Raw genomic sequence first — 16,877 nt, forward strand, 5'->3', positions numbered from 1 at the left:
CCTGAAAATCAGGCAGGCCGCCTCCCCGCCATCCGCGCAGTGATCGCCTGGGCGGTCTCCAGCACCCGACCGGCCGCTTCGCTGTGGACATCCGCCGAAAAGGCGCTGGCCGCGCCGACCACGGTGATCACCCCGGCGAGTTGATCGCCGACCGCGAACACCGGCGCCGACAAGGCGTTCACTCCGGGCATCAGCAGGCCATGCACGTGATGCAGGCCGCTGGCGCGGATTTCCGTCATCTGCCGGTGCAGTTCGTCCGCATCGGGCACGCCGGGCAGGCCCGCCTCCCCGGCGCGCAGCGGTGCGGTCTCGCCCTCGGCCAGGTAGGCGTTGAACACCAGGCCGGTGGACGAACCCAGCAGCGGCAGCACGGAACCGACCCGGGTCACCAGGGTCACTGCCCGTAGGGGCTGTTCGACGTGCACCACGGTCGGCCCCTTGTTGCCCCACACGGCGAGGAAGCAGGTCTCGTTGAGCGAGTCGCGCAGCGCCGCCAGATGCGGCGTGGCGGCGCGCACCACGTCGAGCCGGCCGATCGCGGCGAGGCCGACGAACAGCGCCTCGGGGCCCAGGGCGTAGTGATTGGTGACGGCGTCCTGCTCGGCGAATCCGCTGGCGATCAGCGCCTGCAGGTAGCGGTGGACCTTGGCCGCCGGCATGCCGACGTGCTCGGCGAGGCGCGACAGCGAGGTGGCCGGCGCCAGGTCGGCCAGCCCCTTGAGGATGTCCGTGCCCACTTCGGCGGCCTGCACCTTCTGCCGCTTCGGCGCGTCTGCGTTGTCCCTTGGGTTGGCCATGGAGTGTCCCGGAATGCAATGGAGGCGCTGTTATAGCTTGACCCCTTCCGGCATTCAAATTACGTTATTCGTAATTCAATTACAAAAAATAAGAGGTCGCCATGAATTCCCCCACCGCGCTCTCCTACCAATCCGGCTTCGGCAACCAGTTCAGCAGCGAAGCCCTGCCAGGCGCCCTGCCCGTCGGCCAGAACTCGCCGCAGAAGGTGCCCTACGGCCTGTACACCGAGCTGCTCTCCGGCACCGCCTTCACCGTGCCGCGCGCCGAAGCCCGGCGCACCTGGATGTACCGCATCAAGCCGTCGGCCAACCATCCGCGCTACCAGCGCCTGGAGCGGCAGATCACCGGCGGCGGCCTGGGCCCGGTCACCCCCAACCGGCTGCGCTGGAACCCGCACGGGATTCCCGCCGAACACACCGACTTCATCGACGGCCTGCTGACCCTCGCCGCCACCGCCGATGCCGAGCAGGCTGCCGGCGTCAGCGTGCACCTGTACCGCGCCAACGCCTCGATGCGGCGGGTGTTCTTCAACGCCGACGGCGAATGGCTGATCGTTCCCCAGCAGGGCCGCCTGCGCCTGGCCACCGAGCTGGGCCTGCTGGACGTGGAACCGCTGGAGATCGCGGTGATCCCGCGTGGCATGAAGTTCCGCGTCGAGCTGCTGGACGACAGCGCGCGCGGCTATATCTGCGAGAACCACGGCGCCGCCCTGCGCCTGCCCGACCTCGGGCCGATCGGCAGCAACGGCCTGGCCAACCCGCGCGACTTCCTGGCGCCGGTCGCCCACTACGAGGACATCGACGCGCCGGTGCAACTGGTGCAGAAGTTCCTCGGCGAACTGTGGGCCGCCGAGCTGGACCACTCGCCGCTGGACGTGGTCGCCTGGCACGGCAACAACGTGCCCTGCAAGTACGACCTGCGCCGCTTCAACACCATCGGCACGGTCAGCTACGACCACCCGGACCCGTCGATCTTCACCGTGCTAACCTCGCCGAGCGCCACCCACGGCCAGGCCAACGTCGACTTCGTGATCTTCCCGCCGCGCTGGATGGTGGCGGAGAACACCTTCCGGCCGCCGTGGTTCCACCGCAACCTGATGAACGAATTCATGGGCCTGATCCAGGGCGCCTACGACGCCAAGGCGGAAGGCTTCGCCCCCGGCGGCGCCTCGCTGCACAACTGCATGAGCGCCCACGGCCCGGACAACGCCACCACCACCCAGGCCATCGCCGCCGACCTCGAGCCGCACAAGATCGACAACACCATGGCCTTCATGTTCGAGACCTGCAGCGTGCTGCGGCCGACCCGCTACGCGCTGGAGTGCCCGCAGTTGCAGAGCGACTACGATGCCTGTTGGGCCGGCATGGCCAAGACTTTCGAAAAGGGCAGGAACTGACATGACCCAAGCAGACAACCGCCGTAGCTGGATCGCTTCCGCCAACGGCCACCCCGACTTCCCCTTGCAGAACCTGCCGCTGGGCGTGTTCAGCCCGCCCGGCGCCTCGCCGCGCGGCGGCGTGGCCATCGGCGACGCCATCTTCGACCTCAAGGCCGCCAGCGATGCCGGCCTGTTCAGCGGCGACGCCGCCGAAGCGGCACTGGCGGCCAGCGGCGACGACCTGAACGCCCTGTTCGCCCTCGGCGCCGGCCCGCGCCGCGCGCTGCGCGAGCAGTTGCAGGAACTGCTCGGCGAAGGCAGCCCGGCACAGGCGCGCCTCGAAGCCATGGGCCAGGCGCTGCTGCCGTCCATGGCCAGTTGCACCCTGCACCTGCCGGCGCGGATCGGCGACTACACCGACTTCTACGTCGGCATCCACCACGCCAACAACGTCGGCCGGCTGTTCCGTCCGGACAACCCGCTGCTGCCCAACTACAAGCACGTGCCCATCGGCTACCATGGCCGCGCCTCCACCGTGGTGGTCTCCGGCACCGAAGTGCGCCGTCCCAACGGCCAGACCCTGGCGCCGGGCGCGGAAACGCCGAGTTTCGGACCGAGCAAGCGCCTGGACTACGAACTGGAACTGGGCATCTGGATCGGCCAGGGCAACGCCATGGGCGAATCCATCGCCATCGGCGAGGCCGAGCGCCATGTGGCCGGCTACTGCCTGCTCAACGACTGGTCGGCGCGCGACGTGCAGGCCTGGGAATACCAGCCGCTCGGCCCGTTCCTGGCGAAGAACTTCGCCACCACGGTCTCGCCCTGGGTGATCACCGCCGAAGCCCTGGAACCGTTCCGCAAGGCCCAGCCGCCGCGCCCCGAAGGCGATCCACAGCCGCTGCCCTACCTGCTGGACGACCGCGACCAGGCCGGCGGCGCCTTCGACATCCAGTTGGAAGTGCTGCTGCAAAGCGCCGCCATGCGCGAGCAGGGCCTGCCGCCGATGCGCCTGGCACTGAGCAACACCCTGAACATGTACTGGACCGTGGCGCAGATGGTCGCCCACCACAGCGTCGGCGGCTGCAAGCTGCAACCCGGCGACCTGTTCGGCTCCGGCACCCTCTCCGGGCAGCAGCCGGAAGCCTTCGGCAGCCTGCTGGAGAGCACCTTCGGCGGCAAGCAGCCGCTCTCGCTGCCCAGCGGCGAGGAACGCACCTTCCTCGCCGACGGCGACGAGGTCATCCTGCGCGCCCGCTGCCTCCGCGAGGGCCATCCCTCCATCGGCTTCGGCGAGTGCCGGGGCACCATCCTGCCGGCCCGCTGAAAACACCACGTCCCTGGGGCTGCTCCCCGATTCGTAGTGGCGACGAACGAAACGGCCAGCGGACGGGCGTCATAACCTTCGTGGACATCGCTTTTCATGTCCACCATCGGGGCTGGCCACAGCTCCGATGGTGGATCGGTGAAGCGTGATCCACCCTACGCCGAGGCGCTTCAGGACCGTAGGATGGGTTGAGCAACGCGATACCCATCAGAGGCGACGACGCCCGCGCGAGGACGGGCGTCATAACCTTCGGGTGGACATCGCTTTTCATGTCCACCATCGGGGCTGGCCACACCTCCGATGGTGGATCGATGAAACGTGATCCACCCTACGCCGAGGCGCTTCAGGACCGCAGGATGGGTTGAGCAACGCGATACCCATCAGAGGCGACGACGCCCGCGCGAGGACGGGCGTCGTGACCTTCGTAGGGTGGACATCGCTTTTCATGTCCACCATCGGGGCTGGCCACACCTCCGCTGGTGGATCGATGAAGCGTGATCCACCCTACGCTAGGCCGACTCGCTTCAGAGAAAGAAGTCCGAGCGATCCAGTCCCATGCTCACCCCGCCCTGGTTCCACGCATACTTGGCCGGGTTGTTGGCGATTTGGGCGCGGCCGGTGTGGATGTCGCTGATCATCAGCGCGCGGCAGCCTTCCTCGGCGGCGCGCTGGGCGGCGTCGGTGATCAGCACCAACTTGCCGCGCAGCAGACCGTGGCCGGGAATGTATTCGGGGTTGAACATGACGGGCTCCTGTCTAATTGTTTGACTTCGTCATTCCCGCGCACGCGGGACGGTGCTTGCACCGAACGCACGCCAGGGCGGCCCGAAGGGCGAGCGAAGCGAGTAACCCGATGACCATGCAGCTTCCGAGTATCACGGCGGTGGAGTGGGCACGACATCGGCGCGTATGCCGTCCCGCCGCGAAGGCTCGCCCAGCGGATCGGGCACGCGCGGTGGCGGTTCGAAGCGGAGTGGCGCCGCGCTGCCACCGGCGAGGCTGCCCTGGATCTGCTCCGACAGGTAGTGGGCCCCCGCCAGCACCCCGGAGTCGGGATTGCGCATCAGGTCGAGCCATGCGTCGTCGAAGTCGGCGTTCAGGTGTTGGCGAAGTTGCGCCGCCAGCTCCTGCCGGTCGTTCGCGCGGGCCATGGCGGTGAAGCCGGACACGCCCAGGGAAATCATCATGCCGGCGACCCGTCCGACCATCATCGAGGCCGCGCTTGCGGCGCCGCTGGTGGCGAGTTCGGTCACCAGCCGCTCGCTGGTCCGTTTCGCCACCGCCGATATATCCGGATCCAACGACCTGGCCCCCGTGCCGCCGGCGGCGGTGCGCACCCGGTCGATCAGCGCCACATACGCCGGCAGCCTGTCGAGCGGCTTGGCGTGCAGCAATTGGTAGAGCGAGGCGTTGTGTTCCTCCGGCGGTGCCAGCGCGATCGCCGGAATGCCCTGGAGGCGCTGGTCGAACTGCGGCAGCGGGACACCATGGCGCGGCGGAATGCGCCGCAGGCGCTCGCCGAGCACCTCGACGTAGATTTGCGTCGTCCGGCGCATGATCAGGTCCGGATCGATCTCCCTGGAGACCGGGCGCAGCACGCGTCCCTGGTACTGCTCCTGTAGATAGAGGGTCAGCCGGTCGACCGTCGGGTCGAGCTCGCCCTCGGCGCTCATCTTGTACCAGGCCACTTTCAGGGTCAGCCATTGCTGGGTCCAGTAGCTGGTGAACCAAGGGATGAAAGCGGAATCGGTGCGCTGGTAGACGAGGTCCATCCAGTCGTTCATGTAGGAGAGTGCCGAGCGCTGGGCCTGCTCTTTCGCAGCCTGCGAGGCGGCGACTATGTCGTTGTCGACCTGCCGCCAGGTGCTTTCCGGTATCTGCCGTGGCGGGGTCCGGTCCGCAGTGGCGCACCCCAGCATCGTCGTCATCAGGACGACGCCCAGGAAACGCAGGATCAACATTCCAAGCCCCGGCAGCGACAACCCGACCGCCATGGGACGGGTTTCGGCCGAACCCCTCGCGCCGCTCATAGGTGGTGTCGCTCCACGGGCCTCGACGGCCCGCCCAGCTCCTCCCGGCAAGCTCTCGCAGCGTTGCCCGCCCCACTCCAACGGAACGTCCAGCACGTCCGACCATGGTGTGCTGAGTATAGGCGGCGCGGAGGCCAGGAGAGCTTTCGCCGCTCAGCGGGGCTGGCCGAAGGCTGGCGGAAAACGCGTTGCGGTTTTCCACCCTACGCGGGCGGCGCGAGCCTCGACTGCCGTACACCTTCTGCGCCGGCACCGCTTCGGCGATCAAGCGCTTGGTGCCTCGGGCGCATCTCAGTGGCGATCCCTGAGCCTGAGGATCAGCAGGTTCGGATCGGCGTCTATCTGCTCGCGGGTGAACGGCAGCGTCTGCCATTCCTGGCGCGAGAACAGTTCCGTCTGGTCCTTGAAGTAGGGAGAGGCCGGCTCGCTGGACTGCGAGAACGCCAGCAGGCCCTTGGCCACAGGCCCCTTCTCGTCGAAGCTGACCAACTGGATGTAGCTGCTGCCGCCGACCACTTCCAGGCGGCCATCGGCATCCTGCCGGCTCTGGATGGCGTTGTAGATGCCCATGCGTCCATCGCCTCCGGGGATCGGAATCTGTACGTTGCCGCGCCTGGCGATCTGGATCTGTCCCCAGGTGGTCCGCTCCGGCCAGCGTGCCGCCTCGACCTCGCTCGCCGCCTTGCGCAACGCCCGTTCGAGCTGCCGGGCGACCTGCGGGTCCTGCCAGGCGATGCCGCGCGGGGTATGCAGCGGGTCCTGCGGGTCGAAGGGATGAAGCCAGACCGCGTCGAGTTTCGGGAGCGCCGCCACGAAACGCTGGAAGTACAGCAGCCCCAGGCCGCTATCCAGTTCCGCGCGCCGGTCCCAGGCCGCCAGCGCCGCGCAGCCGCCGGCCAGTTCTTGGTCCGTCGACCGGGAAGCGCAGAACGCCAGCAGGTCGTCCAGGACCAGATCGGCCAGGTACACCCGGTTGTCCGTCACCAGGCGGGTCAGGAAGTCCTCGCTGAACGGCTGCCCGTCGTGCGCGCCGAGCTGGGCCAGGGCGTAGCGGGCGCGCGCGCCCAGTGGCCGGCCTTCGCGGCTGACCAGCGGGGAGTAGCCGGTCAGCGGCGTGGCCGGGTTGCTCATCCAGGCGCTGTCGTTCGAGTTCTGCACGAAATCGCCGCGACGCAGCGCCGGCAGGCGTTTGCCGGCAACCACGCCAGGCTGCGCCGCCTCGGGATCGACTTGCCAGTCGCAATCGCCACGGCTGCCGTCCAGGCCGGGCAGCCCCTGGCCCAGCAATGCCTGGTCGGCGCACTCGCCCAGCCGCTCCAGCGGCACGTTGGGAACGAGCGAGGCGTTCATGTACAGGGCACTGCCCCGGTCGTCCACGGCCAGGGTGTTGACCCAGGGAATCCCCTGGATGTCCTGAATCGCCGCGCTGAAGGCGTCCAGGTCGCTGGCCTGGTTCATCGCCAGCCATTGCTGCAACACCCGCGTGTTGCCCAGGTTGACGTCTTGCAGGGCATAGGCGTGCTGCCGGTTCCAGTCGAGCATGCCGGGCCAGTTCAGCAGCGGGCCGAAGGTGGATTCGTAGATGTCGTGGCTCTGCTTCGACAGGCGCCCGTCCGGCTCGCGGACGTCGATGGACAGCGTGGTCTTGCGCAACGGCAGGCTGCGTCCGTCGACGAGGTAGCGCGTGGGGTCCTTGGGGTCCAGCGCCAGGCGGTGCAGGGTGAAGTGGCTCGACGTATCGACGGTGTGGGTCCAGGCCAGGTGCCGGTTGAAACCGATGTTCACCACCGGCAGGCCGGGCAGCGCGGCGCCCATCACGTCCAGCTTGCCGGGCAGGGTCAGGTGCATCTGGTAGAAACGCAGCCCGCCGGACCAGGGGAAGTGCGGGTTGGCCAGCAGGCGGCCCTTGCCGTTCTCGGTGCGCTCCCCGCCCACGGCGATGGCGTTGCTGCCGCGCTCCAGGGCGAAGCCGCGCAGGCGCTCCAGGCTCAGCGAGGTGACCGTGGTGGGCGTCGGCGCCGCAGCTTGCGGCGGGGCGGCGGCCAGCATGGCTTCGCTGAACTGCCCGATCCCGCCTTCGACCAGCAGCCGGCGCACGAGCCGCGCCATGTCTTCCTCTTGCAGGGGACGCAGCCAGTCGGCATCGCGGCAGGCGACCGGGCGCTTCGTCGTGGCGACCTCGCCCAGGTAGTGGTTGAAGCCGGCCACGTAGCCGGACAGCAGTTGCCGGATGGCCGGCGGCTGGCTGTCCAGGAAACCGGCAACGGCCTCGTCAGCGTTCAGCCAGCGGAAGAAGAAGTCCGAGCGCACGTTGTCCAGGCCAGTCGAGGACTGCCCTTCCCGCCCCAGGAACCGGGCCCGCTCGCCCCGCACGGTCAGCACTTCGTCGGCCAGCAGGCAGAGATTGTCCCGCGCATAGGCGTAACCGATGCCGTAGCCGAGGCCGTGCTCGTCGGCCGCCCGGATATGCGGTATGCCGAAGGAGGTCCAGCGGATCTCGGCCTTGTAGTCGGTCCGGACATCCCGTGCGCCGGCCGGCGACGCCATCATCATGGAACCTGTCGCCACCAGTGCGATGGCTGCGGAAAGAACCCTGTGCACGCTTACCCCCGTTCCGGCAATGGAAATGTCGCGCCGCGAGGCGGCGCGAAAACCATGGAGAGACGCGGGGAGAAGCCGGAAATTTAGGGGTCAGCGAGGGCGCAGGCCGGAATAGCGGCGCGCCGCGTCATCGGGGTCGGCCCTGGAGTACTCCATCTCCTTGACCCGGATGCGGCAGTGCTTCATGGCGTTGACGATGTGCTTTTCCACCATGTCCTTGGAAATGCCCATCTGCGTCGCGATCTCGTGGTGCGCCATGCCATCCAGCTTGCGCAGCAGGAACGCCCTGCGGCAATTCTCCGGCAGCTCGCTCAGCGCCCTGTCCACCAGATCGGCGCGCTGGCGCAGGTACAGCGAATCCTGGGGGGTGGACTGGTCCTTGGCCTGCAACTCGACGTCTTCGAGCGACTCGCTGCGCCGCACCACGCCACGGCGGTGGGTATCGATGGCGATGTTGATCGCCGTGCGGTACAGGTAGGCCTGCGGGTATTCCACCGCGCCGCCGCGACCACCTTCGAGAACCCGCACGTAGGCATCATGGGCCACGTCCGCCGCCAGATGACGATCCCTCAACCGGGAGGTCAAGTAGCGGACCAATTGCTGGTAGTACTGTTCCATGATCCCCCGCACCTAAAGCTCATCGCCGCTCGCCAGGAGCACGCCCGTCGGGGCTCTCCGTCCCACTGCCTTGAGCCGGCTCGCGCCGCATTCTATACTGGCAAACGGCCAAATTATAATAATTCTCATCTTTAATAGAAGCCCTCTTCGGAGGCTCCGCCCCACTCTTTCCCCGACCGGTAGCCCGATGACCCGCCAAGCCTCGTCCCCCGCTGCAAGTGACAGCCTCATCGATGAAGCGGCCTACTGGTGCATGCGCCTGCATGCGGAAGACTGCACGGACGAAGAGCGCGCGGCATTCGAGCGGTGGGTGCAGAGCGACCCGGCCCACGCCCGCGAATACCAGGCCATGCTCGACATCTGGCAGGTAAGCGAACACCTGCCCAGGCAGGCCATGCCGACCGACGGTCTTCCCCCGCCTCCGCAAGCGCCTTCCCGGCGCCGCCTGCGCAGGCCCGCCATGGCCGTCGCGGCCGCGCTGCTCCTGTCGCTGAGCGGCCTGCTGGGCTGGCAACAGGGCTGGCTGCCCAACGATATCCAGCGCTACCACGCCGGGGAAAACCTCCGCGAAGCCACCCTGCCCGATGGTTCGCGCGTCCAGTTGAACCTGGGCACCACGCTGTGGTTCAGCAATTTCCGCGACCGCCGCAGCGTGACGCTCAGCGAAGGCGAGGCTTTCTTCGAGGTCCAGCACGATGGCAGCCATCCCTTCGTGGTGTACGCGGGCAAGGGTAGCGTCACCGTCACCGGCACCCAGTTCAACGTGTGGAAATACGAGGAACAGGTGGTGGTCACCCTGACCGAGGGCTCGGTCAAGGTGCGCAGCGACGCACAGGAGGTCGACCAGGTCGCCTACCTGTCGCCCGGCATGCAGGCCCGCTACGGCAGCAAGGACGAGATGCCGCACATATCGGCCGCGAAGGCCGGGTCCCTGGCCTGGCGCGAGGGCAAGCTGGTGCTCGACGACCTGACGCTCGCCGAGGCCCTGCCCCTGATCAACCGCTACCTGGACAAGCCGGTCCTGCTGGCCGACCAGGCCACCGCCGGCATCCGCATCGGCGGCATCTACGACACCCGCAACGTCGGGCAACTCGTCCAGGCGCTGCCCAAGGTACTGCCGGTCTACCTGAGCCAGAACGCGGACGGCAATACCGTCATCAACGGTAACGAGCAGCTTTTCTAGGCCGAATCGGCATTCAGCTTCCCACGCTCCTACAGGCACGTGCCGTCACAACCCAGGGCTGCTGGAACCCCACCTCTCCCCCCTAAATCCCGCCTTGCCCTTCTCGTCTCATTAGCTCAAGGCGAGGGCCCTCTCGTCCCGCCTTCGACTCCTCCGCCACGGCTCCCGAGAAGGCCCCATGACCCCCAACGCAGAAAGCCTCGCCCACGAAACCCTGACCATCCTCAAGCCATTCTGGCCACAGGTCGTCCTCTCGGCATTCCTGGGAATAGCCGGTGGCCTCAGCGTCACCGCGCTGCTGGCCACCATCAACACCGCGATGAACGCCGAAGGCGGCCCCAGCACGCGCCTCGCCCTGCTGTTCGCCGGCCTGTGCGTCCTGACCCTGGCCTGCTCGACCCTGTCGAACCTGCTGACCAACTACGTCGGCCAGCGCGTGGTCGCCACCCTGCGCCGGGAACTGGCGGCCAGGATCCTCGCCGCGCCCATCGAGCAACTGGAACGCTACCGCGCCCACCGGCTGATCCCGGTGCTGCTCAACGACGTCGGCACCATCAGCACCTTCGCCCTGACCGTGGCGCCCATGGTGATCTCGTTCACCGTGACCATCGGCTGCCTGAGCTACCTGGCGCTGCTGTCCTGGCAGATCCTGCTGCTCACGGTGATCACGGTGATCGTCGGCAGCGGCGCGCAATACCTGGCGCATCGCTACGGCACCCGCAGCATCCAGGCCGCCCGCGACGGCGAGGACGAGTTGCAGAAGCACTACCAGGCCATTTCCGCCGGCGCCAAGGAGCTGCGCATCCAGCGCGAGCGCCGCCTGCACATGCTGGACCAGCAGATCCACGGCACCACCGAGCGCATCTGCCGCGCCAACATCCGCGCCGCCGCCATCTTCGTCAGCGCCGAGACCTTCGGCTCGATGCTGTTCTTCGCGGTGATCGGCATGGCCATCGCCTTCCAGGCCTTCTGGCCCGCCACCGACAGGACCGTACTGGGCGGCTTCGTGCTGGTCATGCTGTACATGAAGGGGCCGCTGGAGCAGTTGATCAACACCCTGCCCGGCCTCAGCCGCGCCGAGGTCGCCTTCCGCCGCATCGCCGAGCTGTCGTGGCGCTTCTCCTCATCGGAGCCGCACCTGCTGGCCGGCGACCGCCCGCTGCTGGAGGAGCCCCTGGCGCACATCGAGCTCCACCAGGTGCGCTACGACTACCCGCAGGCGGAGGGCAGCCAGGCGTTCCACCTGGGCCCCATCGACCTGACCATCCGGCAGGGCGAGATCGTCTTCATCGTCGGCGAGAACGGCTGCGGCAAGACCACCCTGATCAAGCTGCTGCTGGGCCTCTACGCGCCCCAGCACGGCGAGATCCGCCTCAATGGCCAGGCCGTCCGGGCCGAGCAGCGCGACGACTACCGGCAACTGTTCACCACCGTGTTCGCCGACTACTACCTGTTCGACGAACTGCTCCAGGGGCACTCCGAACTGCCCGGCGAAGCCCTCAAGTACCTGGAGCGCCTGGACATCGCCCACAAGGTCGGCATCCGCGATGGCGCCTTCACCACCACCGACCTGTCCACCGGCCAGCGCAAGCGCCTGGCCCTGGTCAACGCCTGGCTGGACGACCGCCCGGTGCTGGTGTTCGACGAATGGGCCGCCGACCAGGACCCGACCTTCCGCCGCGTGTTCTACACCGAGTTGCTGCCCGAGCTGAAACAGCGCGGCAAGACCCTGATAGTCATCTCCCACGACGACCGCTACTTCGACATCGCCGACCAGTTGGTGCGCATGCGCGCCGGCCAGGTGGCGACCGAACGCGTGCCGCAGCCGGCTTGAGGCGCTTGTGGGGTGCGCCGTTTATAGGGGAATGCGCACGGTGCCGACCAGCACGGCCCCCTGATCGGTGCGCGCGGCGCACCCTACGATCCAGCCATGCGGTGGCTCTTGTAGGGTGTGCTGTGCGCACCGTTCACATGGGATATCCAAGGCGTTGCCGGGAACGCCCGGAGTTGCCTCCATATCGATGCACACGGCGCACCCTACCAAGGGCGGTACTCACCAACCCCGCCCCGAATTGACCCAGAAGTTGACGGACAGCGAGGTCGAGACGGACTCGACCTGATGGAACCAGCCTTCCGGCAGGAACAGCAGGTCGCCCGCCTCCAGCACGATGCGCAGGAAGACCACCTCGCGCGCGCCGGGGAATCTGTCGTAGTCGGGTTTGTCGGGGTTCGCGTCGCAGCCTTCCAGGCCGCCCTGGGGCGAAGTGGACCAGGTCCCCAGCGCCTCGCGATGATGCGGCGCGGCCAGGATGAAGGACTTGCGCCCCCACACCTGGGCGAAGAGGTTGTCGGTATCGTCCCGGTGCAGGGGCGTCAGCGTGCCCTTGGGACCGATCCAGATACGCGGCTTGATGTACAGCGACGACTCGAAATAGTCGGGGAAGCGGATCAGCTCCAGCAGTTGGGCAGGCAGGACATTGTTGCCCATGTACGGCGGCGGGACGCCTTCCTCCACGTCCCGATCCAGGGCGGCGATGAACTCGGCCATCGAGGTGGAACGAAAATCCCGCTCGGTGGAGAAGGTCTTCTGGACGTAGTCGCCATGCCGGGTGATGCCCTGCAGCTCGGCGAAATGCACCAGCGACTCCTCGCGGCTCATGTTGAACAGCGGCCAGTCGCGCAGGGCGTCGCTGATGATCACCGGGAGCCCCTGCGGCAGGTAGTGCCGGCGGAACTCCTCCACCGACAGGCCGCCGCGCGGCCGGCGCTCCACTTCCAGCAGCGTTGCCTGGCGCGCCGAAAGCCGGTCGCTGGCCCGCTCCGGCGCGGGATAGCGCTGGTTCATGTCCCGCGCCTGCTTCGGCGGCGTGGCGCCCCGGCGAGCCGCATTGATGATCTGCGGCAACAGGGTGGCGAGCCCCATCTGCCCGCCGATCTTCAGCCGTCCGTTGGCGAACAGTTCCTCGACGTCCCGCGTCCCCTGGAGAATCCCGGCGAAGTCCTGTTCGTCGAGCTCGATGGTCACGTCGGCGGCCGGATGCCGTCCGGGCCGGATGGTCACCTGCTCGGCCACTTCCGACCAGATCGTCTTTTCCGCGGAGAAGACGAACTGGAAGACCCCTCGGGCCCCCACCGTCTGCGCACCGGCGAACAAGTTGGACAACACAGCGGGTAAATCCATGGTCGGGTTCTCCTGGGGTCTAGTGGGTGTGCCATCAATACGTGTGAACAGTTCTGGTTCCAGCCAAGCCATGCCTCGTAACGACACCCCGGCCCTCACCCCCGGCCCCTCTCCCGAAGGGAGAGGGGAGTATCCGTGAGTACCGTCGGGCTTCGTGCTCTCCCACCACGCCCGACGCGCAATCAGGGACAGGGGGAGAGATGACAGCCCTTGGTCGCACGAGTCATCGGCCTCCTCAGGCGCGCGAGGCGCCCCGGGCAAGGTGTCGCCCGTACCACGGGCGACGCGGCACGCGTCCTTGCAGGCGCTCGGACTCATCCTCGCCGGTGAAGACGATGCCCAGCGCGAGCTTCATGGTCTCGATATCCAGCTCGCCGTCGTCGTCGCGGTTGCCACGCCCCCAGGCGCCGCAACCGGCCTGCGTCGGGCCCAGCCAGGGTTCGGCGACGCGCACCCAGTGGCCGGGAGCGAACCAGGGCACGCCGTCGACCTCCTTGCGCACCACCTGGCCGGGATGCGCCTGTTCGTGGGCCAGGAACCAGTCTTCGATGCGGTCGTCGATCCAGCCATGGAAGGACCAGAACACCGGGCTGACGTGGGAGGAAAACGGGTCGCCCAGGTAATCGTTGCCGGGGCGGAACCAGCGCTCGGAAAAGTCGGCGGAGCCCCGGCCATACGCAATCGGCAGGCCGCTGCCAGGGTCGAGCGGCACCGAGGCCCAGCGCATGTGCAGCCAGTCGTGGATGCCCAGTTCGATGCGCGATCCCAACTCGCCCAGGCACAAGGTGGCGAGGTACTCGGGGTCGCGGTACCGGGCTTCCCACGCCTGGAAATCGCCGTAATAGCCTTCGCCGCTCTTGATGTAGTACAGCCACTGGTTGAATTCGTCGTCGCCCTGGGATTCCCACGCCGGCGGCACGGAAAACCCGTCGCGGTTGGCCAGGTAGTCCGCGAACGCCTGCACCCCGTGGCCGATGAATGGCCGGGGCGGCGGCAGGCTCGGCCAGGAGGGCAGGTCCTGCATGGAGCGCGCGCGCATCAGCATGTGCCGGTGCATGAACAGGAAGTCCTCCCCGGAGCCGTTGCGGTGCCGCTGCCTGCCCCGCGCATCGCGCTCCTTGCCGAGAGGACCGGCCTGCCAGCCGAGCGCCCGCAGCGCCTGGCGTCGGTCGTCATCGAGCCGGTGCCAGCGATCGCGGCTGGCATGCCACAACTGGTGGAACAGGCGGTGCCCCGGCGAAGTCAGCCAGGCCGCCAGCTCCGGCACATAGGGCAGTCGTTCGCAGGCCGGCACGAATGGCCGGCGGATGGCGACGAAGGTGACCTCCGGCGCCGACAGGCCTGCCTGGGTTCCCGACCGGCGCAAGCGGCCGCTCAGCGTTGCGTTGCCACCCGCATTCCATACATCCCAGACCTCGTCGAAGATCGCCGAGCACTCCAGGGAGCGGCCAGCCCCGTCCACCATCTTCAGGCACAGGTTCGGTGCCTTGTCGCCGGCCAGTTGGCCAAAGACCTGGAACCCCTCGCCGGCAAAAGGCGGCGCGCCCAGGTAACCGCGCAATGCCCGGCCGCCGGGGCCGACGTCCAGCAGCAGTTGCAGCTCTCCCGCCGGGATTTCGGGGAAGTCCTGGCGTCCGGCGAGGAAGCGGACGTCCCACGCCCCGACCAGCCGGTTGGCCAGCAACGCGTTCTGCAATACCGGGACAGGGGTGTCCGGCTCGTCGGACGACAGTTCGGCGGCCTCCGCCGCTTCCCATCTGCGATGGGCATAGATTCCCGCAGGCAGGGCTGCCGCCACCGCCAACCCCGTTACGAACCCTCGCCGAGAAAACTTCATGCCTTCGCTCGTTCTCCAGTCACTCCAGCGAGAACGAACGCCGGGGCGCCGAATTTATGCACGAGACGCCTCCTCGGTAGCCCGGATTGCATCCGGGCTACGTTCGGTTCGTTCGGGCTTCGCGTTGCCGGCCCATGCCCTCTCCCCCGGCCCCTCTCCCGTAAACGGGAGAGGGGTGACTAGACCTGAAACCCCGTGGCTTGGATGAAATCCGGGGAGGCCCGTGACGTCCGCTCCCGGATTGCATCCGGGCTACGTTCGGTTCGTTCGGGCTTCGCGTTGCCGGCCCATACCCTCTCCCCCGGCCCCTCTCCCGTAAACGGGAGAGGGGTGACCAAACCTGAAACCCCGTGGTTTGGATGAAATCCGGGGAGGCCGGCCGCGTACCGAGCATGTCGATACCGCTGGATGACCAGCGCTAAATTCTCCTCCCGCCCGCTCGTTCTCCCAACGAATCGACCGGTACCCGGTCGGCGAACGCCACCAACCCTGGGAGCCCCATGAGCACTCGTCGCGTCGCCTGGAAATGGCTACTCCTGAGCATCCTGTCATTGGCCGCCGTAGCGGCAATCGCCTTGCTGATCTGGTGGTTGTTCATTCGCCTGGCCTCTCCCTACCCGCCAGACGTCATGCGCCGGGCCAACGATCTGCAGGAGCGAATTCTCTCCTTCGACGCCCATATCGATATCTCGCCCCGCTTCGGCAGCGAAGGCCGGGAGGCCGACCGGGACGGCCCCACGCAATTCGACCTGGTCAAGGCCGAGCGCGGCCGCCTGAGCGGCGCGGCGCTCACCATCTGGGCCTGGCCGGAGTTCTGGACCGGCGCCAACGGACCGCACCGGCCGACGCCGGGCTTCGTCGAAGCCGCGCGGCACGAGCAGGAAGCCCGCTACCGGATCATCACCGGCATCGCCAGGGACTACCCGGAGCGCGCCGGCATCGCCTACACCCCGGCCGACTTCCGCCGCCTGGCCCACGAAGGCAAGTTCGCCATCGTCATCAGCATGCTCAACGCCTACCCGCTGGGCGACGACGTATCGCGCCTGGACGACTGGGCCGCGCGCGGCATGCGCATCTTCGGCTTCAGCTACGTGGGCAACAACGCCTGGGCGGATTCATCCCGTCCCATGCCCTTCTTCGGCGATTCGCCCGACGAGCATGGCGGTCTCTCCGAGTTGGGCCGGCAGGCCGTGGAGCGCCTGAACGACCTGGGGGTGGTCATCGACGTTTCGCAGATGTCGAGCACCGCCCTCGAGCAGGTCGCCGAACTGACCCGCGCCCCGATCATCGCCTCGCACTCGGGCGTGCGCGGGCTGGTGGACCTGCAACGCAACCTCACCGACCGGGAACTGCGCCTGGTCCAGAAGACCGGCGGCGTGGTCCACATCGTCGGCTTCTCCTCCTACCTGCGCGCCTTCTCGAAGGACACCCTCGCCAAGGTCAACGCCATGCGCGCCGGCTTCGGCCTGCCGGACGTGACGAACCTGTCCCAGGCCAGCATGCCGGCCGACCCGGCGTTCTCGATCTGGCCGGAGAAGAAGTTCGGCGAGTACGCCCGCCAGCTCTACTCCATCCTCGAAACCGATCCCCGGGCGGGCCTGAAGGAGTTCGGCGATGCCATCGACTACGCGGTGAAGAAGATCGGCATCGACCATGTCGGCATCAGTTCCGACTTCAACGACGGCGGCGGCCTGATCGACTGGGAGAACGTCGGCGACACCCGCAACGTCACCGCCGAACTCATCCAGCGTGGCTATTCGGACGCGGACATCGCCAAGTTGTGGGGCGGCAATTTCCTGAGGGTATGGGAAGAATCACAACGCTTGGCAAAACCATGATCCCGCAGTCCGTCTCCGGAGCAGGGGCAGGTTCTCCAGTACGAGCCGGACCGGAAATGCAGGCGCCTTGGCACCATTCAATCGAGGGT

The 16,877-nt window shown here is 67.6% G+C and carries 11 protein-coding genes and 1 pseudogene; 5 read left to right on the plus strand and 7 right to left on the minus strand.

Going from position 1 to position 16,877, the window contains the following annotated elements:
• Positions 1-8: 8 nt before the first annotated feature.
• A complete protein-coding gene (locus tag PSEWESI4_RS13680) occupies positions 9-797 on the minus strand; it encodes an IclR family transcriptional regulator (RefSeq protein WP_187671756.1) in 789 nt (262 codons plus the stop codon).
• 101 nt (positions 798-898) lie between these two features.
• Between PSEWESI4_RS13680 and hmgA the strand changes: the two genes are divergently transcribed.
• Together hmgA and fahA are read left to right on the plus strand one after the other, a co-directional pair.
• Positions 899-2,194: a homogentisate 1,2-dioxygenase gene (gene hmgA, locus PSEWESI4_RS13685; RefSeq protein ID WP_187671757.1), complete on the plus strand. Its 1,296-nt coding sequence runs from the start codon at positions 899-901 to the stop codon at positions 2,192-2,194.
• Position 2,195: 1 nt separating this feature from the next.
• On the plus strand, positions 2,196-3,500 hold the full coding sequence (fahA, locus tag PSEWESI4_RS13690; protein WP_187671758.1) for a fumarylacetoacetase: 1,305 nt from the start codon (positions 2,196-2,198) through the stop codon (positions 3,498-3,500).
• A 599-nt stretch (positions 3,501-4,099) separates the two neighbouring features.
• Here the strand turns inward: fahA and PSEWESI4_RS13695 are convergent.
• The 4 genes and pseudogenes from PSEWESI4_RS13695 to PSEWESI4_RS13710 form a co-directional block, all read right to left on the minus strand.
• Positions 4,100-4,243: pseudogene (locus tag PSEWESI4_RS13695) on the minus strand (SDR family oxidoreductase); the annotation flags it as partial.
• A gap of 132 nt (positions 4,244-4,375) precedes the next feature.
• Positions 4,376-5,461 (minus strand): hypothetical protein, encoded by a 1,086-nt coding sequence (locus PSEWESI4_RS13700; RefSeq protein WP_187671759.1) that lies wholly within the window; start codon positions 5,459-5,461, stop codon positions 4,376-4,378.
• Positions 5,462-5,821: 360 nt separating this feature from the next.
• Positions 5,822-8,131 (minus strand): bifunctional acylase PvdQ, encoded by a 2,310-nt coding sequence (gene pvdQ / locus PSEWESI4_RS13705; RefSeq protein ID WP_456243216.1) that lies wholly within the window; start codon positions 8,129-8,131, stop codon positions 5,822-5,824.
• Positions 8,132-8,221: 90 nt separating this feature from the next.
• Positions 8,222-8,749, minus strand: a complete 528-nt coding sequence (locus PSEWESI4_RS13710) for a sigma-70 family RNA polymerase sigma factor (protein WP_187671761.1) — start codon at positions 8,747-8,749, stop codon at positions 8,222-8,224.
• Positions 8,750-8,936: 187 nt separating this feature from the next.
• On the opposite strand from PSEWESI4_RS13710, the gene PSEWESI4_RS13715 reads away from it, so the two are divergent.
• On the plus strand, positions 8,937-9,932 hold the full coding sequence (locus PSEWESI4_RS13715) for a FecR family protein (protein WP_187671762.1): 996 nt from the start codon (positions 8,937-8,939) through the stop codon (positions 9,930-9,932).
• A 178-nt stretch (positions 9,933-10,110) separates the two neighbouring features.
• A complete protein-coding gene (locus tag PSEWESI4_RS13720; RefSeq protein WP_187671763.1) occupies positions 10,111-11,766 on the plus strand; it encodes a cyclic peptide export ABC transporter in 1,656 nt (551 codons plus the stop codon).
• Positions 11,767-11,985: 219 nt separating this feature from the next.
• On the opposite strand, the gene PSEWESI4_RS13725 is transcribed toward PSEWESI4_RS13720, so the two are convergent.
• Both PSEWESI4_RS13725 and pvdP read right to left on the minus strand, forming a co-directional pair.
• Complete coding sequence (locus PSEWESI4_RS13725; protein WP_187671764.1) at positions 11,986-13,113, minus strand: cupin-like domain-containing protein; 1,128 nt, start codon at positions 13,111-13,113, stop codon at positions 11,986-11,988.
• A 235-nt stretch (positions 13,114-13,348) separates the two neighbouring features.
• On the minus strand, positions 13,349-14,950 hold the full coding sequence (gene pvdP / locus PSEWESI4_RS13730) for a pyoverdine maturation tyrosinase PvdP (RefSeq protein ID WP_187671765.1): 1,602 nt from the start codon (positions 14,948-14,950) through the stop codon (positions 13,349-13,351).
• A gap of 500 nt (positions 14,951-15,450) precedes the next feature.
• Here pvdP and PSEWESI4_RS13735 point away from each other — a divergent pair, with 500 nt between their 5' ends.
• Positions 15,451-16,788, plus strand: a complete 1,338-nt coding sequence (locus PSEWESI4_RS13735; protein ID WP_187671766.1) for a dipeptidase — start codon at positions 15,451-15,453, stop codon at positions 16,786-16,788.
• Positions 16,789-16,877 lie beyond the last annotated feature (89 nt).

This window comes from Zestomonas carbonaria (assembly GCF_904061905.1).
In the GTDB taxonomy this organism is placed as follows: Bacteria; Pseudomonadota; Gammaproteobacteria; order Pseudomonadales; family Pseudomonadaceae; genus Aquipseudomonas; species Aquipseudomonas carbonaria.

Bases quoted from the DNA above. Each gene is read 5' to 3' on its own strand.
- PSEWESI4_RS13680 (WP_187671756.1), bottom strand. From the start codon at position 797: ATGGCCAACCCAAGGGACAACGCAGACGCGCCGAAGCGGCAGAAGGTG.
- hmgA (WP_187671757.1), top strand. From the start codon at position 899: ATGAATTCCCCCACCGCGCTCTCCTACCAATCCGGCTTCGGCAACCAG.
- fahA (WP_187671758.1), top strand. From the start codon at position 2,196: ATGACCCAAGCAGACAACCGCCGTAGCTGGATCGCTTCCGCCAACGGC.
- PSEWESI4_RS13700 (WP_187671759.1), bottom strand. From the start codon at position 5,461: ATGTTGATCCTGCGTTTCCTGGGCGTCGTCCTGATGACGACGATGCTG.
- PSEWESI4_RS13710 (WP_187671761.1), bottom strand. From the start codon at position 8,749: ATGGAACAGTACTACCAGCAATTGGTCCGCTACTTGACCTCCCGGTTG.
- PSEWESI4_RS13715 (WP_187671762.1), top strand. From the start codon at position 8,937: ATGACCCGCCAAGCCTCGTCCCCCGCTGCAAGTGACAGCCTCATCGAT.
- PSEWESI4_RS13720 (WP_187671763.1), top strand. From the start codon at position 10,111: ATGACCCCCAACGCAGAAAGCCTCGCCCACGAAACCCTGACCATCCTC.
- PSEWESI4_RS13725 (WP_187671764.1), bottom strand. From the start codon at position 13,113: ATGGATTTACCCGCTGTGTTGTCCAACTTGTTCGCCGGTGCGCAGACG.
- pvdP (WP_187671765.1), bottom strand. From the start codon at position 14,950: ATGAAGTTTTCTCGGCGAGGGTTCGTAACGGGGTTGGCGGTGGCGGCA.
- PSEWESI4_RS13735 (WP_187671766.1), top strand. From the start codon at position 15,451: ATGAGCACTCGTCGCGTCGCCTGGAAATGGCTACTCCTGAGCATCCTG.